Source organism: Paraburkholderia graminis C4D1M (genome assembly GCF_000172415.1).
Lineage (GTDB): Bacteria > Pseudomonadota > Gammaproteobacteria > Burkholderiales > Burkholderiaceae > Paraburkholderia > Paraburkholderia graminis.
Map to the genome: position 1 here is coordinate 35,295 of NZ_ABLD01000012.1, position 15,927 is coordinate 51,221.

Consider the following 15,927-nt stretch of genomic DNA (forward strand, 5'->3'; position numbering starts at 1 on the left):
GTTGACAGCATCGGAGACGCCGATACCGCGCGCGTTCAACGCATGACGGACGCCATGAACTCAGCCCCCACCGCATCGCTAACCAACGACACGCCCACGCTTGCCCGCAACGTCGTGCATTTCGTGCGCGTGTTGCGCGGCGCCGGTTTGCCGATGTCGCCCGCGCATGCCGTCGACGCGCTCGCCGCTCTGCATTGGATCGACCTCGGCCGCCGCGACGACGTACGCGCCGCACTCGCCGCAACGCTCGTCTCCGCGCCCGACGAACGCGATCTGTTCAACGCCGCGTTCGAACTCTTCTGGCGCGATCCCGATTGGGAAGGCAAATTGCGCGCGCTGCTGTTGCCGAAAGTCCGCGACGGCCTGCCGCCGCCCAAACGCAACAACCGTCTCGCCGACGCGCTCGCGGTCCGCGCGCCGCCGTCGCCGAATACGCACAAGCCGCAAGAAACCGAGCAGCACGAACTGCGCGCGCACGCGACGTTCAGCGCGGAAGAGCGGCTGCGTCATCGCGACTTCGACACCCTTTCCGCCGATGAATGGCGCACGCTGCGTCACCTGATTCGCGCTCAGCGCCTGCCGCTCGCGAAGGAACCGACGCGGCGCCTGAAGGCCGCCTCGCACGGCACGCACGCGGACTTGCGCGCGAGCGCGCGCCAGGCCGTGCGCGCGGGCGGCGACTGGACCGTGTGGAAGTATCGCGCGGTGGTCGAACGCAAGCCGCCGCTCGTGCTGTTGCTCGACATCTCCGGCTCGATGAGCAGTTATTCGCGCGCGGTGCTGTATTTCTGCCATGCGCTCGTGCAGTCGCGCGAACGCTTGCAGGTGTTCCTGTTCGGCACGCGGCTCACGAACGCCACGCGCGCGCTGCGCGAGCGCGATCCCGACGTGGCCATTGCGGCGCTGACCGAGCAGGTTGTCGACTGGTCGGGCGGCACGCGCATCGGCGCGGCGCTCGCCGAATTCAATCGACGCTGGGCGCGGCGCGTGCTCGCCGGGCGCGCGAGCGTGCTGCTCGTGACCGATGGACTCGATCACGAAGCCATCGACGTGCTCGACACCGAAATGGCGCGCTTGCGCCGCTTCGCGCATCGCATCGTATGGCTCAATCCGCTGCTGCGTTACAGCGGCTTTTCTCCGAAGGCGCGCGGCGTGCTGGCGATCCTGCCGTATGTCGACGCCCATCGCCCCGTTCATAATCTCGAGAGCCTGGCCGCGTTCGGCCACGACTTCGCGCAACTCACGCGCGCGCCGCGTCCGCGCGTTCTTGCCACGCCAACCGCAGGAGCAAGTTCATGGAACTGACCGAAACTCATACGCTGCCGGTTTCGCAGCAGCGCACGTGGGACGCGCTCAACGACACCGAGGTTTTGCGCGCGTGCATTCCCGGCTGCGAAAGCATCGACCCGGACGGCGAAAATGCGTATCTCGTCGCGCTGAGCGCCGCGGTCGGGCCGGTTAAAGCGCGCTTCAAAGGACGCATGCAGCTGACCGACATCGACGCGCCAACTTCATACAACATCGTGTTCGAAGGCCAGGGCGGCGCGGCCGGCTTCGCGAAGGGCAACGCGCGCGTCGTGCTCGAAGCCGACGGCGACGCCGCGACCAAGCTCAGCTACACGGCGAGCGCGCAGGTCGGCGGCAAGCTTGCGCAGATAGGCTCGCGGCTCGTCGACGGCGCGGCGCGCAAGATCGCCGGCGAATTCTTCAAGCGCTTTAGCGCCCAGGTCGGCGGAAACAATGCAAGTGCCGCCGAAGCCGACGACGCCGGCAATGTTCCGGACGCTGCAGCCGCCGACGCGGCGGGGCACAATACTGCATCGACCGACGCCGAGGAAGGCGAGTCCGGTGGCGATGCAACGAAGAGGAAGAAATCATGGACAGCGTGGATCTCGAAGTCCTGAAGTCCAGCGCACGTTGGCTGGAGGAAGGACATCGCGCGCTACTGGTGACAGTGGTCAAGACGTGGGGCTCGTCGCCGCGGCCCGAGGGCGCGATGCTCGTGGTGCGCGACGACGGACTCGTGGTGGGCTCGGTATCGGGCGGCTGTATCGAAGACGATCTGATCGATCGCGTGCGGCAAAGGGGCATCGAACAGACGCATCCCGAGGCGGTGAAATACGGCATCACGGCCGAAGAAGCGCATCGCTTCGGGTTGCCTTGCGGCGGCACGATTCAACTGGTGCTCGAACCGTTGACGCCGCAGAGCGGCATCGCCGACCTCTGTCATGCGGTGGAAGAAGGACGGCTTGTCGCGCGCGAGCTCGACATGACGAGCGGCAAGGCGCAGCTCGGCAAGGCGCTCGCGACCGACGGCGTGCACTTCGACGGCGAGCGTCTTCTGACGATTCACGGCCCGCGTTACCGGATGCTCGTGATCGGCGCGGGACAGTTGTCGCGCTATCTGTGCAACATTGCCGTGGGGCTCGATTATCAGGTGACGGTCTGCGATCCGCGCGAAGAGTACACGGAAGAGTGGAGCATTCCCGGCACGAAGATCGTGCGGACCATGCCCGACGACACCGTGCTCGACATGAAGCTCGACGAACGCTGCGCGGTGATTGCGCTCACGCACGACCCGAAGCTCGACGACCTTGCATTGATGGAAGCGCTCAAGACGCCGGCGTTCTATGTCGGCGCATTGGGTTCGCGGCGCAATAACCAGGCGCGGCGCGAACGGCTGAAGGAATTCGATCTCAGCGAGACCGAGTTGGCCCGTTTGCATGGGCCCGTGGGCATTTATATCGGCAGCCGGACGCCGCCTGAAATTGCGGTGTCGATTCTCGCGGAAGTGACGGCGGCCAAAAACGGCGTTTCGCTGCCGACACTGCTTCAGGTGGAGGGCGCAAAGGCCGCGCGGGAAATCGCGGCGTCGGGCGGAGCGGCCTGCAGCGCGTAGGCTAGTGTCGGGTGCTGGGTCGCGCGCTGCGAGCGTCGGGCGCGCGTCGGCATGCTTACACCAAGCCGCACACCACGGCGGCGATGATCGATCCGCCCACCAGCACCACGCCCACCACGCGTCGTTTGTTCAACTCGGTCCACAACAGCACGCCCGTCAGCGAAAGCAGGATCAGCGAGCCGGCAATCGTGTCGACCAGCAGCATCCAGCCGATGCTCAGGCCCACGCCTTTGTGCAGGTTCGTCATCGTCGCGAGAAAGGTGTTTTGCGTGCGCTTCACGGCGACGAAACCATTGCCGACCCAGTATTCGGCCTGCACGTTCTGCGTCGGCGCGGCGAATGCCACCTGCCAGAATTCCGGCTGAATCGTGCTCTGATCGCCCCACGCCACTGGATGCGCCGGTTCGCGTTTCATCCGGCCCGGCTTGCCGTCTATTTTCAGCTCGCCCTTGAGCCACTTCGCCATGTCCATCGGCGAATGGAATGGCTTGTCGGGCACGGCCATCTGCAATTCCTCGACCTGCGGCTGCCCCGTCGACACCTTCATCGGGCCCGCGCGATGGTTCAGCAGAAAGCCGGTCGCGCCGAACAGCAGTCCGAGCACCGCGCCCCACAGGCCGACCCATCCATGCACCTTGCGCAGCCACTTGATAAAGTTCGCGCGCCGCGAACGCTGACGCCGCGCCGCCTGCTCGGCGCCGTCCATCAAATGACGGCCCGGCGGCTCGTCATGCGCGACGTAGCGCGTGGCGCCATCGGCAGCGGGTTTCATATCGATCGAGTCAGGCGCGTTCACATCCATGCTCCGGTGCAGCAGGTTAAGCCGCCGCCGGGGCGCACGCGCACAGCACGCGCGCGCTCGCAAACCGGCAGCGAAGGAATTCGAAAAAGGAGAAAGCGGACGGCTCCGGCTTGCGCTCGGCAGCCGCCCATTGAGAGGCTGGCTGGCAGTCACAGAGGAGGAGAAATGTGACAGGAAGCTGGCGACGCCCTTCAATTGAGAATGGCTATCATTACACAATTGATGCGTTTGCTCAATCGCGGCGTGCCGGGAATGTGGCGTCGGCGCTTCGGTTCACACGTTCACACGTTCACACGGGCCAGAGCGGCCCTTCCTGCATCGCGCCGAGCTGCTCGCGCATTTCGAGGATGCGGTCTTCCCAGTAACGCTGCGTATTGAACCAGGGGAACGCGGCCGGAAACGCGGGGTCGTCCCAGCGTCGCGCGAGCCATGCCTGATAGTGGATGAGCCGCAGCGTGCGCAGCGCTTCGATCAGATGCAGTTCGCGCGGTTCGAAGTCGCAGAAGTCTTCGTAGCCGGCGAGTAGGTCGGTGAGTGCGCGCGACGCCTCGGCGCGTTCGCCCGGCAGCAGCAGCCACAAGTCCTGCACGGCCGGACCCATGTGGCTGTCGTCGAAGTCGACGAAATGCGGGCCCGCGTCGGTCCACAACACGTTGCTCGGATGGCAGTCGCCGTGCATTCGCAACATGCGAATCTCGCCCGCGCGCTCGAAGGCGCGTTCGACGCCTTCCAGCGCAAGATTGATGACGGTTTCCCACGCGCCGCGCACGTCGTCGGGAAGAAAGCGGTGCGCGAGCAGAAAGTCGCGCGGCTCATAGCCGAAGGTCTGGATGTCGAGCGCGGGACGCTCCGTGTAGTTTTGCGTCTGCCCGACCGCATGAATCCGCCCGATAAAACGCCCGAGCCACTCGAGCGTATCGCGACGGTCGAGATCGGGCGCGCGTCCGCCGCGGCGCTCGAAAATCGAAAAGCGGAAGCCGTCGAACGTATGCAGCGTGCGGCCCTCGAACGTGCGCGCAGGCACGGCGGGAATTTCGCGCGCCGCAAGTTCGGCGACGAACGCATGTTCTTCGAGAATGGCGGCGTCGCTCCAGCGCTCCGGGCGATAAAACTTCGCGACCACGGGCGGCCCGTCTTCGACGCCCACCTGATACACGCGGTTCTCGTAGCTGTTCAGCGGCAGCATGCGCCCGTCGGTGCGAACGCCGACGGAGCCGAGCACGCTGTCGAGCGCGTCGAGTACGACTTCCGGCTGAAGCCGGGCGAAAGGCACAGCGCGCGCGGCGCCGTCCTGTGGATCGAGAATGTCGTTCATGCCCGCATTGTGCGCCGCGCCGCCGTCAAAGACGAGTGGCCCGGTTCGCGGCGCGCGTCTGCGAGATAGCGGCAGACGCGCGAAACCGCAACCGCTTCAATGCATCTGCGCGCTTGACGGACGCACGAGTTCGCCGGTGTCGATAAGGTCTTCGAGGAAAAAGGGTTCGGTGTTCAGTTGCGGCGAAGCGCCGGGCTCGCCGGCGTACCACGCCACCATGGCCATGTCGCCGAGAATGCGCATGACGATTCCGCGCGCGCCTTGCGGCACGGCGATATGCACCGATCGGACAATGGAACCGATTTGCATGATGTTTCCCCGTTCTCCCATAGCCGGCTTTCTGGATTCATGCCGGTCAAGGTGATGATAAAAGCGCCGCTTCGCCGGTAACGTTGCGTACGCACCCAAACTGCTGCGCGTGAATACGCGTGAGAGCATCTCGTCATTGTTCCCGTTTTGCGGGGCCCTTGAAAGCCGGAACTCGGGGCGCTTCGCCCGTCGTTTCGCTCGATTCGTTGCGACGCGCGCATCGCAACGAGACCATCATAAACCCTGCTGGGCGCGGAGATCAAAAACGCGGAGCGTCGGCGCAACGCGCGCAGCGCTCGCACACCAGGGCGCGATTTTCAGCGTATCCTTAACTGCTTTGCATGCGCGGCGTGCCGCGAATAGCGGCCGTGATCGTGGCAATGGACATGACCATGACCATGACCGGCTGATGCTTTAGAACGCTTCGATCATGCGGCCGTTTGCACTTCCGCCTTTTCCGCTTTCGTCTTTCTTCGTCTTTGCCGTGCCCAACGCTCCCCACCTCTCTTACCTCGAACGCGGCACTCGTGCCTATTGGCGCGCCAGCATCGCCTTGTTGTTTGCCGGCTATGCCACGTTCTCGTTGCTGTATTGCGTGCAGCCGCTGCTGCCGTCGTTTTCGTCGGCATTCAATGTGACGCCTGCGCAAAGCAGCCTCACCGTTTCGCTGTCGACCGCCGCGCTCGCCGTTTCCATCTTCACCGCGGGCTTTGTCTCCGAAGGCTGGAGCCGTCACAAGCTGATGACGATGTCGCTGACGGCTTCCGCGTTGCTGACCATCGGCGTGTCGATTGCGCCGCAGTGGCATCAGTTGCTCGTGTTGCGCGCGCTCGAAGGACTCGCGCTCGGCGGCGTGCCGGCCGTCGCGATGGCCTATCTCGCGGAAGAAGTTCACCCCGACGGTCTGGGCCTCGCGATGGGGCTGTATGTCGGCGGCACCGCGATCGGCGGAATGGCGGGGCGCGTGATTACCGGCGTGGTCGCGGATCTGTTTTCGTGGCGCGTCGCGATCGGCACGATCGGCGTGCTCGGCATTCTGTCGATGCTCGCGTTTCGCGCGCTGCTGCCGCCGTCGCGTCACTTCGTGCCGCGGCGCGGGCTCGGCTTCACGCATCATCGCAGCGCGCTGCTGCGGCAATTCACGCGGCCGGGCTTGCCGTTGCTGTTCCTGCTCGGCTTCGTGCTGATGGGCAGCTTCGTCACGCTGTACAACTACATCGGCTACCGGCTGCTCGCGCCGCCGTATCGCCTGAGTCAAACGGAGATCGGCGCGATCTTCGTCGTCTACCTGACGGGCGTGATCGCGTCGCCGTGGTCGGGGCGCATGGCCGATACGTTCGGGCGCGCCCGCGTGCTAAGCGCGAGTCTTCTGCTGATGGGCGTGGGGCTCGCGCTCACGATGCTGAGCGCGCTTGCGGCGATTGTCGGCGGCATTGCATGCGTGACGTTCGGCTTCTTCGCGGGACATGCTGTCGCGAGCGGCTGGGTCGGGCGTCTCGCGAAAGAAGCCAAGGGCCAGGCGGCCGCGCTTTATCTGCTCGCGTATTACATCGGCTCGAGCGTGATCGGCTCATATGGCGGCCATATGTGGGCCGGATACGGATGGAGCGGCGTCGCCGGACTCGTTGCCGCGCTGCTCGTGATCGGTCTGCTGGCGGCGTTCAGATTGCAGCGGCTCGACTCGGCTCACGGCTGAGTCGAACACGACTCGAACGCGACTTGGCCGCGAGGCGCTCGCCGACCGCGCCAACGATTCACATCGCATCGAAAATCGATAAAAAGTAAGGGGTGCGTAAGCAAACGCTTCACTTTTTGCAGCGTATTTTGCTGCGCCGCCACAAGCGCCGCGAGCCTTGCAGGCGTTGGCTTCTGCGGCCTGCGAATAAGCGTCGCGAAGCTCGTGGACGCGGCTACGCCGCTTCAGGCGTCATCTATACTCAAATCGAGCGTTGGCAGTGCACGGCTCTTGAACAGAGCTGCTGTTTGGCGGCCACACGCGGCCAATACAACAGGAGACGAGTATGACGACCTACTTCACGATTGGCGACTTCATCCTGGTCATTCCGATGGCGCTTGCCGGGGCATTGTTCGTGGGCGCGCTGCCTTGCAAGACGGAGTTGCGGCACAACGCGCTGCGCGTGCTGGGCGCGCTGCTCGGCGTCGTCTTCGCAGTCGTGCTGGTCGAAGGCTTGCCCGCGCTCGTCTAGCGAAAAAAAGCCGCCTGTGCGGCGGCTTTCTCTTCATCTGTTGATCTGTTCGTTTGCAAGGCGGCAGCGTCGCCGGAATCAGATCGCCTGATCCGTCGACGGTTTCTCCCACAGATTGACGCCGCCTTCAGTCGCGTAACGATCGATCTCCGCGAGTTCCTCCTTCGAGAACGCGAGGTTCTTCAACGCGCCGACGTTTTCGCGCACCTGCTCCGCGCGGCTCGCGCCGATCAGCACCGAAGTCACGCGCGGATCGCGCAGCGCCCAGGCAAGCGCCATTTGCGCGAGGCTTTGTCCGCGACGCTGTGCGATGTCGTTCAGCTTGCGCACGTGCTCGATGTTCTGCTCGCTCAAATGTTCCTGCTTCAGCGATCCGCCGCCCGGCTTGTTGACGCGCGCGTCTTGCGGCACGCCGTTCAGATACTTGCCGGTCAAGAGGCCCTGCGCCAGCGGCGTGAACGCAATCGTGCCCGCGCCGACCTGTTCGAGCGTGTCGAGCAACTCACGTTCGATCCAGCGATTCAGCATGTTGTACGCAGGCTGATGAATCAGCAACGGCACCTTGTATTCGGCGAGCAGCTTCGCCATTTCGAGCGTCTTGCTTGCCGAGTACGACGAAATGCCGATGTACAGCGCCTTACCCTGCTGCACGGCGCTGGCCAATGCGCCCGCGGTTTCCTCGAGCGGCGTGTTAGCGTCGAAGCGATGCGAATAGAAAATGTCCACGTAGTCGAGGCCCATGCGCTTGAGACTCTGATCGAGACTCGCGAGCACATACTTGCGCGATCCGCCGCCTTGTCCGTACGGACCCGGCCACATGTCCCAACCCGCCTTCGACGAAATCAGCAGTTCGTCGCGATACGGCTTGAAGTCGTCCTTGAAATGGCGGCCGAAGTTCGTCTCCGCGCTGCCGTACGGCGGCCCATAGTTGTTGGCGAGATCGAAATGCGTGATGCCGAGGTCGAAGGCGGTACGCAGAATTTCGCGCTGCGTCGACAGCGGTGTGGTGTCGCCGAAGTTGTGCCACAAGCCGAGCGACAGCGCGGGAAGTTTGAGACCCGTCTTGCCGCACACGCGGTACTGCATGTCCGAATAGCGTTCTGAAGCTGCTTCGTAAGCCATTGCTAGTGTCCTTGATGATGATGTCGCCCGGTGATCTCGGGCATGGGCAAGCGCATTCTGCGGGAGGCGTGCTGCTGCGATCTGTTTTTATAGGCGGCGAGACCGCTATGGTAGCCAATCGACGCGATGCGTGCAGACGCCCGCCATGCAGGATGGACGAGTGCTTGCAGGTCCCCTACACTTTCGCCGACCAGGCTTAGGGAGCATTCAATGGCGAAGGCAATTTCGATTGCGCTGATTGTCGGCGGCGTATTGCTGCTGTACTTCGGCGGACAGGCATTCAATTCGGTGAGCAGCGACGTCTCGCGCGTCTTTACGGGTTCGCCGACGAACAAGGCGATCATGCTGATTGTCGGCGGCGTCGTGGCGACGCTCGCGGGAATTACGGGCATGGCTTTGTCGGGACGCAAGCGCTAGCCGGCTAAGCGGCGGCGCCAGGGTTAAACGCTCTCGCGCGTGCGTTTGGCGCCGTCACAAAGCGCTAGTGAATCGTCGGATCAGAAAGCAATTTCAGGCTTCGCGGCCGACCGCGTTCCGGGCAACGGCACATTGCTCGCGCCGTGATAGGTGTAGACGAGCGAGAACTTCACTTGGTTGCTCAAGTTCTTGCCCGCCGAGTGCAGCGTATTGCAGTGGAAGAACACCACGTCGCCGGCTTTCAGTTCGGGCGAAACGGCCGCGCGAATCCACGCCTGGTTTTCCTCCAGATCGGAGCGGAAGAACTTGGCGTCGTCGAAACGATCGCCGGTGAATGGCGCGCTGTGCGAGCCGGGCACGAGCCATAGCGCGCCGTTGTTGACGGTTTCGTCGCCCAACGCAAGCCACACCGAAACGAGATCGTCGCGTTCGAACGACCAGTAACGCACGTCGCGATGCCAGCCGGTCAGGCTGCCGTACGCCGGGTGCTTGGTCATCATGCAGTTGTGATGCGCGCGCGACAGGCGCGGCTCCTCGCCGAAATACAACTCCATCCAGCCGCGAATCTCGGGCGCGGTCGCCCATTGCGCGAAACTGGGATCGCGGCCGTAGGCGTCGAGCAAACGCCGCACGGTATGACCGCCGGGCGCGAGTTTCGACGACGGCGCGCCGGGATATTGCAGATCCGCTTCGAACTCGATCGGCGCGGCGGCTTCTTCAAGTTGACGTTGCGCGATCTGCTTCATCTGCTCGCAACGCTCGGCCGACACGAGACCCGGCACGACGACAAAACCCTGCTCGCGCAACGTGTGAATCTGCTCTTTCTTCGAATGGAGTGACATGGTGATCCGTGACCGTCGACTAACCGATCTTCGATTGTAAAACGGGCGCGATCATACCGCGTGCTGTTTCACCGTCGCGCGTCGACATGAAGTTGATGCAGGTCCGCAATGCCGCGCACTGTTTGCAGGCGGCATGCGGCTTGCGGACGCACGCGGGCTGTGCGGGCACGCACGGTAACGTGCATGAAGAGGGTCCGCGAAACCCGTGTGCGCTTGTCCTTTGCCGCTCTGCGAACTACGTATGAACCCTCATCCGCAGGGTAAAAACCGACTTTCAGACGTCATGAATCACGTGTAGCCTGCACGCATGTTGATCGCTATTCCCGTCTGTTTTCGCGTCCCACGGGCCATGAAGCCCAAGGCGCAGTTCCCCGCCGCGCAGTTTTCCACCGGATTCCGGGCTCCCGAACCATCTATCGCGAGACCGCCATTGGCACGCTTGGTGCTGCTATTGGGCGCACATTTCGTCGCGCGACACGCTGCCTACTTGTGAAGCCATGCATACTCTTCTGAGCACACGTTTTACCCGAGCCGCCCTCAAAGCCGCCCGTCCGGCGCGCCGCCATGTCGTGCGCGCGCTGCGTCATCACGCCACGCGCACACGCGCCTTGGGCGAACAGTGGCGCGACACGAAGGCCGTCGACGGCATTCGCACCTGGTTCAACACATTCTTCTCGGCCTTGCGCACGCGGGGCGGTTCGCGCCGCTTCTCACTGCGCACGCTGCTGCGCAAGCCGACGCCGCTGCGCCTGACCGCAGCGCAGCGCGCGCCGGTTGCCGTGCCGTCGCAAAGCACGAGCCGCCGCCCGCGTCGTATGTCGACGAACGGCAGCACGGGCTGGTTCGCGTTCGCTTTCGCGAGCCGCTAGGAGCCACCACGAGCGCCAAATAAAAAACCCTGCGCGGCGCAAGCCGGCAGGGTTTTTCGCATTCAGACGCCTGAATCTAGCGTTAGTCCGCCAGCGCAGCGACCGGCTCAGTGCCGGCGGCCTCCGCGAGGGCCAGCGCCTTGTCCGTGGCTTCCCACGTGAATTCCGGCTCTTCGCGGCCGAAGTGGCCATAAGCCGCGCTCTTCTCGTAGACCGGACGCAGCAGGTCGAGCATCTGAATGATGCCCTTCGGACGCAGATCGAAATGCTCCTGCACGAGGCGCGTGATCGTCGCGTCCGACACGCGGCCGGTGCCGAACGTGTTGACCATGACCGACGTGGGCTGTGCGACGCCGATCGCGTACGACACCTGGATCAGGCAGCGCGACGCGAGGCCCGCGGCCACGATGTTCTTCGCGACATAGCGGCCGGCGTAAGCGGCCGAACGGTCGACCTTCGACGGGTCTTTGCCCGAGAACGCGCCGCCGCCGTGCGGAGCCGCGCCGCCGTACGTATCGACGATGATCTTGCGGCCCGTCAGACCGCAGTCGCCTTGCGGACCGCCGATCACGAACCGGCCGGTCGGGTTCACGAGGAACTTGATGTCGCCCTTGATGAGCTCGGCCGGCAGCGTAGGCTTGATCACCTCTTCGATCACGGCTTCGCGCAGCGTATCCAGATCGATGTCCGGCGAATGCTGCGTGGAGAGCACGACGGTGTCGATGGAATGCGGCTTGCCGTCCACATACCGCACGGTGACCTGCGACTTCGCATCCGGGCGCAGCCAGGGCAGGCGGCCGTCGCGGCGCAGATTCGCCTGACGCTCGACCAGACGATGCGACAGGTGGATCGGCAACGGCATCAGCTCAGGCGTTTCTTCGCATGCGTAGCCGAACATCAGGCCCTGGTCGCCGGCGCCCTGATCGAGGTTGTTGTCGTGCGCGCGATCCACGCCCTGAGCGATGTCCGGCGACTGCTTGTCGTACGCGACCAGCACCGCGCAACCGCGATAGTCGATACCGTAGTCGGTGTTGTCGTAACCGATGCGCTTGATCGTGTTGCGCGCGATCTGGATGTAGTCGACGTTGGCAGTGGTGGTGATTTCACCTGCGAGCACGACGAGACCGGTGTTGCACAGCGTTTCCGCTGCAACACGCGAGTACTTGTCCTGCGCCAGGATGGCGTCGAGAATCGCGTCCGAAATCTGGTCCGCGACCTTGTCGGGATGGCCTTCTGAAACGGATTCGGAGGTGAAGAGATAGTCGTTTGCCACGTTGCAGACTCCTGTTATGTGGTTACGGTTAATGTTCACGTAGCCAGCTTCGGGAGCCTGAAGCGGCGACGCTTTAGCGGATTACCTGACTGGCAGGCGCTTATCACATGGATCGCGCCGCCTGGCTTCGCCCCGCAAGTTGTCTATTAACTCGGCGAAGCCCTTATTATAGCGACTTCCGATGATTGTCACAGAGTGTCTACGAGTGCGGTATTACGTCAACTTCTCCGCTTTCCTTAAATGCATCACGCCGAGCGCCTTCCAGGAGGTCACATGCTGAGCCGCCTTGGTCCCCGGCTCGCGATCGGCCTTCTCAAACTGTTTGCACTATTGCCGTATGGTTTCATCGCCCGCCTCGGCGACGGACTCGGCTGGCTGCTCTATCAGATTCCGAGCCGCCGCAAGCGCATCGTCCACATCAATCTGAAACTGTGCTTTCCGGAGTGGAACGACGAGCGCCGCGAAGAAGTCGCGCAGAAGCATTTCCGTCACGCGATCCGCAGTTACCTTGAGCGCAGCGTCCAATGGTTCGGCTCCGCGAAGAAGCTCGAAAAGCTGGTTCAGGTCGACAGCGCAATCGATCTGACCGATCCGAACCTGCCGCCCACGCTGTTCCTCGGCTTTCATTTCGTCGGCATCGAGGCGGGCTCGATCTTCCTCAATTACTCGCTCAAACGTCAGTGCGGCTCGCTGTATCAGCCGATGTCGAACCCAGAGCTCGAGGAGGTCGCCAAGGCCGCGCGCGCCCGCTTCGGCGCGGACATGGCAAGCCGCGCCGACAGCGCGCGCATCGTGCTGCGCTGGCTGCGCGAGCGCAAGCCGGTGATGCTCGGCGCCGACATGGACTACGGCGCGCGCAATTCGACTTTCGTGCCGTTCTTCGGCGTACCGACCTGCACGCTGACCGCGGTCGGCCGCCTCGCGAAAGTCGGTCACGCGCAGGTCGTGCCGTTCATCGGCGAAGTGCTGCCGAACTACAAGGGTTATCGGCTGAGGGTGTTCAAGCCGTGGGACAACTACCCGACCGGCGACGACGACGCGGACGCGCGGCGCATGAACGCGTTCCTCGAAGAACAGATTCCGTCGATGCCCGAGCAGTACTACTGGGTGCACAAGCGTTTCAAGACGCGGCCGCCCGGTGTGCCGAGCGTGTATTGAGGGCGCTCGAGGGGCGCGTCACTTACAATAGCGTGATGAAACTGAAATTCACCAAGATGCACGGCGCGGGTAACGACTTCGTCGTGCTCGACGGCTACACGCAGGCGCTCAACCTGACGCCGGAGCAGGTGCGCGCGCTCGCCGACCGCCATTTCGGCGTCGGCGCCGACCAGTTGCTGCTGGTCGAAAAGCCTACCGTGGATGGCGTCGATTTCAGGTATCGCATCTTCAATTGCGACGGCGGCGAAGTCGAGCATTGCGGCAACGGCGCGCGCTGCTTCGTGAAGTTCGTGCGCGACAGCGGGCTGACCGATCAGCGCAGCGTGCGCGTGCAAGTGCAGAACGGCACCATCACGCTGACCATGCAGGAAAACGGCGAGGTGCTCGTCGACATGGGCTCGCCCGTGTTCGAACCGGAACGTGTGCCTTTCGCCACCAAAGGTCTCCAGGGACGTCGCGAAGGCGCGGATACGCTCTGGCCGCTCGACGTGAACGGCACGACGCGCTGGATTTCGGTGGTGTCGATGGGCAATCCGCACGCCGTGCAAGTGGTGGACGACGTCGAGGCGTTTCCGGTGCTCGTCGAAGGTCCGGTGATCGAGCGGCACGCGCGCTTTCCGCAAAAGGTGAACGCGGGCTTCATGCAGATCGTCGGCCGGAGCGAAATCAAACTGCGCGTCTATGAGCGCGGCGCCGGCGAAACGCTGGCGTGCGGCACGGGCGCGTGCGCGGCGGTGGCCGCGGGCATTCGCCGCGGACTGCTCGACGCGCCGGTGCTCGTTCATACGCACGGCGGCAAGCTCACCATTTCGTGGGACAGTAATAAGGAAAGCGAACCGCTGCTGATGGCGGGTCCGGCCACGACCGTTTTCCAGGGCGAGATCGAACTGGCCGACTGAACGTGTCGCCTTCGATCGCGCATGAACGATTCATTAACTCACTGACCGACGCGTCGCATGAAGGCGTCGTCCTGTAGTCCTTTAGCCGAAACCATGAACGATCGCGAAGTCGCCGAATACCTGCTCGCCAATCCCGAATTCTTCGCCGAACACGCGGAAGTGCTCGCCACCATCCGGCTCGCGAACCCGCACGGCAAGGCCGCGGTGTCCCTGCAGGAGCGGCAGATGGAAATGCTGCGCGACAAGAACAAGCATCTCGAACGGCGTCTCGCCGAACTGCTGCGCTACGGCCACGAAAACGACAGCATCGCCTCGAAGTTCAACCGCTGGACCATCCGCGTGATCGCCGAGCGCGATCCGTACGCGCTGCCGCGTACCGTCGCCAATGGCCTGCGTGAAATCTTCGACGTGCCGCAAGCGGCGCTGCGCGTGTGGGACGTCGCCGAGCCGTATGCTCAGGCCGACTTCGCGCGCCACGTCGGCGAGGAAGTGCGGATCTTCGCGAACAGCCTCGCAGCGCCTTACTGCGGCGCCAACACCGGTTTCGAGGCAGCGCAATGGCTCGTGCCGGCTGCCGGCAGCCCCGACGAAAACCCGTCCGGCGGCGCGGCGCCCGAGCCCGCGCACGTCACCGAATCGATCGCACTGCTCGCGTTGCGCGACCCGGAAGCCAATGAAGAAGCGTCCGCGTTCGGCCTTCTCGTGATGGGCTCCGCGGACGCGCGCCGCTTCCACGACGGCATGGCGACCGACTTCCTCACGCAGATCGGCGCGCTCGCAAGCGCCGCGCTGAGCCGTTTGCTGCCGCGCTGAACGCGCGAGCGCACGCGTCCGCCGTCAGCAAAAGTTAGCCGAACCCAGCTCGATCAAGCCAAACCGCCCATCGTGACCGAAACCGACTTCATCGCCGCGTATCTGTCGAATCTCGAGCACGAGCGGCGGCTGTCGGCGCACACCTTGCGCGGCTACACGCACGAACTGGAGCAACTGCGGCTGCTGGCGAAAGGCCGGCCGCTCGAAAGCCTGACCGCCGTCGACGTTCGCGGCGCCGTGTCGCGCGCGCACGCGGGCGGGCTAACGGCGCGCTCGATCAGTCACCGTCTGTCGGCGTGGCGCGCGTTTTACCGCTGGCTCGCGGGCCGCATCGATCTGCCGGCCAACCCCGTCGCCACCGTGCGCGCGCCCAAGCAGCCCAAAGCGCTGCCGAAGGCGCTGTCCGTCGACGACGCGAACCGCCTGATGGAAAGCCCGCCTGCCGCATCGGCGGAAGGTTTGCGCGATCACGCGATGCTCGAACTGTTCTACTCGTCGGGGCTGCGTCTGTCGGAACTCGTCGGTCTGGACGCCCGTTTCGCCGACGCCGACGGTTATCGCTCGGCCGGCTGGCTGAAGCTCGATTCCGCGGAAGTCGAAGTGCTCGGCAAGGGCAAGCGGCGGCGCATCGTGCCGGTCGGCAGCAAGGCGCTCACCGCGCTGAACGCGTGGCTCGCCGTGCGCGACCAGATGGTCAAGCACGATCCGCATCCGCTCTTTCTGTCGGCGCGCGGCAATCGCCTGTCGCCGAACGTCGTGCGCGAGCGTGTGAAGCGCGCGGCGCTGCTCGCCGGCATTCCGGCCAATGTGCATCCGCACGTGCTGCGGCACTCGTTCGCGACGCACGTGCTGCAGTCGAGCGGCGACCTGCGCGCCGTGCAGGAATTGCTCGGCCACGCGAGCATCACCGCGACGCAGGTGTACACGGGGCTCGATTTCCAGCACCTCGCGCGCGTCTACGATCAGGCGCATCCGCGCGCCAAAAAACGCGAATGACGCCGT

General features: G+C 64.2%; 17 protein-coding genes. 11 read left to right on the top strand and 6 right to left on the bottom strand.

The features are described 5' to 3' along the window. Positions 1–42: 42 nt before the first annotated feature. Genes BGRAMDRAFT_RS19325 through BGRAMDRAFT_RS19335 form a run of 3 tightly spaced genes read left to right on the top strand, consistent with a single transcriptional unit; the run spans position 43 to position 2,899 of the window. Positions 43–1,305, top strand: a complete 1,263-nt coding sequence (locus tag BGRAMDRAFT_RS19325; RefSeq protein WP_044021450.1) for a vWA domain-containing protein — start codon at positions 43–45, stop codon at positions 1,303–1,305. Next, on the top strand, positions 1,296–1,904 hold the full coding sequence (locus BGRAMDRAFT_RS19330; protein WP_006050498.1) for a CoxG family protein: 609 nt from the start codon (positions 1,296–1,298) through the stop codon (positions 1,902–1,904). Before BGRAMDRAFT_RS19325 ends, BGRAMDRAFT_RS19330 begins: the two co-directional genes overlap by 10 nt. Continuing rightward, positions 1,877–2,899, top strand: a complete 1,023-nt coding sequence (locus tag BGRAMDRAFT_RS19335; RefSeq protein ID WP_006050499.1) for an XdhC family protein — start codon at positions 1,877–1,879, stop codon at positions 2,897–2,899. The genes BGRAMDRAFT_RS19330 and BGRAMDRAFT_RS19335 overlap by 28 nt, the downstream gene beginning before the upstream one ends. 55 nt (positions 2,900–2,954) lie before the next feature. Here the strand turns inward: BGRAMDRAFT_RS19335 and BGRAMDRAFT_RS19340 are convergent, their stop codons facing one another. From BGRAMDRAFT_RS19340 to BGRAMDRAFT_RS19350, 3 genes are all read right to left on the bottom strand, one after another. Continuing rightward, on the bottom strand, positions 2,955–3,695 hold the full coding sequence (locus BGRAMDRAFT_RS19340) for a PepSY-associated TM helix domain-containing protein (protein ID WP_006050500.1): 741 nt from the start codon (positions 3,693–3,695) through the stop codon (positions 2,955–2,957). 295 nt (positions 3,696–3,990) lie between these two features. Then, entirely contained in the window at positions 3,991–5,016 is a 1,026-nt protein-coding gene (locus BGRAMDRAFT_RS19345; RefSeq protein ID WP_006050501.1) for a serine/threonine protein kinase, read from the bottom strand. 96 nt (positions 5,017–5,112) lie between these two features. Further along, positions 5,113–5,325 carry a hypothetical protein gene (locus BGRAMDRAFT_RS19350; RefSeq protein WP_006050502.1) on the bottom strand — a complete coding sequence of 71 codons (213 nt, stop codon included), beginning with the start codon at positions 5,323–5,325 and terminating at the stop codon, positions 5,113–5,115. A 430-nt stretch (positions 5,326–5,755) separates the two neighbouring features. Here BGRAMDRAFT_RS19350 and BGRAMDRAFT_RS19355 point away from each other — a divergent pair, with 430 nt between their 5' ends. Beyond that, positions 5,756–7,021, top strand: coding sequence for an MFS transporter (locus BGRAMDRAFT_RS19355; RefSeq protein ID WP_006050503.1), 1,266 nt, complete (start codon positions 5,756–5,758; stop codon positions 7,019–7,021). A gap of 325 nt (positions 7,022–7,346) precedes the next feature. Continuing rightward, a complete protein-coding gene (locus BGRAMDRAFT_RS19360) occupies positions 7,347–7,532 on the top strand; it encodes a hypothetical protein (protein ID WP_006050504.1) in 186 nt (61 codons plus the stop codon). A 78-nt stretch (positions 7,533–7,610) separates the two neighbouring features. Here BGRAMDRAFT_RS19360 and mgrA read toward each other — a convergent pair whose 3' ends face one another. Continuing rightward, on the bottom strand, positions 7,611–8,654 hold the full coding sequence (gene mgrA / locus BGRAMDRAFT_RS19365; protein WP_006050505.1) for an L-glyceraldehyde 3-phosphate reductase: 1,044 nt from the start codon (positions 8,652–8,654) through the stop codon (positions 7,611–7,613). 210 nt (positions 8,655–8,864) lie between these two features. Between mgrA and BGRAMDRAFT_RS19370 the strand changes: the two genes are divergently transcribed. Beyond that, positions 8,865–9,071 carry a DUF3185 family protein gene (locus tag BGRAMDRAFT_RS19370; protein WP_006050506.1) on the top strand — a complete coding sequence of 69 codons (207 nt, stop codon included), beginning with the start codon at positions 8,865–8,867 and terminating at the stop codon, positions 9,069–9,071. A gap of 80 nt (positions 9,072–9,151) precedes the next feature. Here the strand turns inward: BGRAMDRAFT_RS19370 and BGRAMDRAFT_RS19375 are convergent, their stop codons facing one another. After that, on the bottom strand, positions 9,152–9,913 hold the full coding sequence (locus BGRAMDRAFT_RS19375; protein WP_006050507.1) for a phytanoyl-CoA dioxygenase family protein: 762 nt from the start codon (positions 9,911–9,913) through the stop codon (positions 9,152–9,154). A gap of 497 nt (positions 9,914–10,410) precedes the next feature. On the opposite strand from BGRAMDRAFT_RS19375, the gene BGRAMDRAFT_RS19380 reads away from it, so the two are divergent. Then, a complete protein-coding gene (locus tag BGRAMDRAFT_RS19380) occupies positions 10,411–10,782 on the top strand; it encodes a hypothetical protein (protein WP_006050508.1) in 372 nt (123 codons plus the stop codon). Positions 10,783–10,864: 82 nt separating this feature from the next. Here the strand turns inward: BGRAMDRAFT_RS19380 and metK are convergent, their stop codons facing one another. Next, on the bottom strand, positions 10,865–12,055 hold the full coding sequence (gene metK / locus BGRAMDRAFT_RS19385; RefSeq protein ID WP_006050509.1) for a methionine adenosyltransferase: 1,191 nt from the start codon (positions 12,053–12,055) through the stop codon (positions 10,865–10,867). A 273-nt stretch (positions 12,056–12,328) separates the two neighbouring features. On the opposite strand from metK, the gene BGRAMDRAFT_RS19390 reads away from it, so the two are divergent. From BGRAMDRAFT_RS19390 to xerC, 4 genes are all read left to right on the top strand, one after another. After that, positions 12,329–13,213 carry a lipid A biosynthesis lauroyl acyltransferase gene (locus BGRAMDRAFT_RS19390; RefSeq protein ID WP_006050510.1) on the top strand — a complete coding sequence of 295 codons (885 nt, stop codon included), beginning with the start codon at positions 12,329–12,331 and terminating at the stop codon, positions 13,211–13,213. A 35-nt stretch (positions 13,214–13,248) separates the two neighbouring features. Continuing rightward, on the top strand, positions 13,249–14,112 hold the full coding sequence (gene dapF / locus BGRAMDRAFT_RS19395; RefSeq protein WP_044021421.1) for a diaminopimelate epimerase: 864 nt from the start codon (positions 13,249–13,251) through the stop codon (positions 14,110–14,112). 93 nt (positions 14,113–14,205) lie between these two features. Beyond that, positions 14,206–14,925: a DUF484 family protein gene (locus tag BGRAMDRAFT_RS19400; RefSeq protein ID WP_044021423.1), complete on the top strand. Its 720-nt coding sequence runs from the start codon at positions 14,206–14,208 to the stop codon at positions 14,923–14,925. Between the two features lie 72 nt (positions 14,926–14,997). Next, positions 14,998–15,921 (top strand): tyrosine recombinase XerC, encoded by a 924-nt coding sequence (xerC, locus tag BGRAMDRAFT_RS19405; protein ID WP_006050513.1) that lies wholly within the window; start codon positions 14,998–15,000, stop codon positions 15,919–15,921. Positions 15,922–15,927: the final 6 nt, after the last annotated feature.

What these genes read in the sequence shown, in the direction of transcription:
- BGRAMDRAFT_RS19325 (WP_044021450.1), top strand. Translation starts at nt 43, where the DNA reads ATGACGGACGCCATGAACTCAGCCCCCACCGCATCGCTAACCAACGAC.
- BGRAMDRAFT_RS19330 (WP_006050498.1), top strand. Translation starts at nt 1,296, where the DNA reads ATGGAACTGACCGAAACTCATACGCTGCCGGTTTCGCAGCAGCGCACG.
- BGRAMDRAFT_RS19335 (WP_006050499.1), top strand. Translation starts at nt 1,877, where the DNA reads ATGGACAGCGTGGATCTCGAAGTCCTGAAGTCCAGCGCACGTTGGCTG.
- BGRAMDRAFT_RS19345 (WP_006050501.1), bottom strand. Translation starts at nt 5,016, where the DNA reads ATGAACGACATTCTCGATCCACAGGACGGCGCCGCGCGCGCTGTGCCT.
- BGRAMDRAFT_RS19350 (WP_006050502.1), bottom strand. Translation starts at nt 5,325, where the DNA reads ATGCAAATCGGTTCCATTGTCCGATCGGTGCATATCGCCGTGCCGCAA.
- BGRAMDRAFT_RS19355 (WP_006050503.1), top strand. Translation starts at nt 5,756, where the DNA reads ATGCGGCCGTTTGCACTTCCGCCTTTTCCGCTTTCGTCTTTCTTCGTC.
- BGRAMDRAFT_RS19360 (WP_006050504.1), top strand. Translation starts at nt 7,347, where the DNA reads ATGACGACCTACTTCACGATTGGCGACTTCATCCTGGTCATTCCGATG.
- mgrA (WP_006050505.1), bottom strand. Translation starts at nt 8,654, where the DNA reads ATGGCTTACGAAGCAGCTTCAGAACGCTATTCGGACATGCAGTACCGC.
- BGRAMDRAFT_RS19370 (WP_006050506.1), top strand. Translation starts at nt 8,865, where the DNA reads ATGGCGAAGGCAATTTCGATTGCGCTGATTGTCGGCGGCGTATTGCTG.
- BGRAMDRAFT_RS19375 (WP_006050507.1), bottom strand. Translation starts at nt 9,913, where the DNA reads ATGTCACTCCATTCGAAGAAAGAGCAGATTCACACGTTGCGCGAGCAG.
- BGRAMDRAFT_RS19380 (WP_006050508.1), top strand. Translation starts at nt 10,411, where the DNA reads ATGCATACTCTTCTGAGCACACGTTTTACCCGAGCCGCCCTCAAAGCC.
- BGRAMDRAFT_RS19390 (WP_006050510.1), top strand. Translation starts at nt 12,329, where the DNA reads ATGCTGAGCCGCCTTGGTCCCCGGCTCGCGATCGGCCTTCTCAAACTG.
- dapF (WP_044021421.1), top strand. Translation starts at nt 13,249, where the DNA reads ATGAAACTGAAATTCACCAAGATGCACGGCGCGGGTAACGACTTCGTC.
- BGRAMDRAFT_RS19400 (WP_044021423.1), top strand. Translation starts at nt 14,206, where the DNA reads ATGAACGATCGCGAAGTCGCCGAATACCTGCTCGCCAATCCCGAATTC.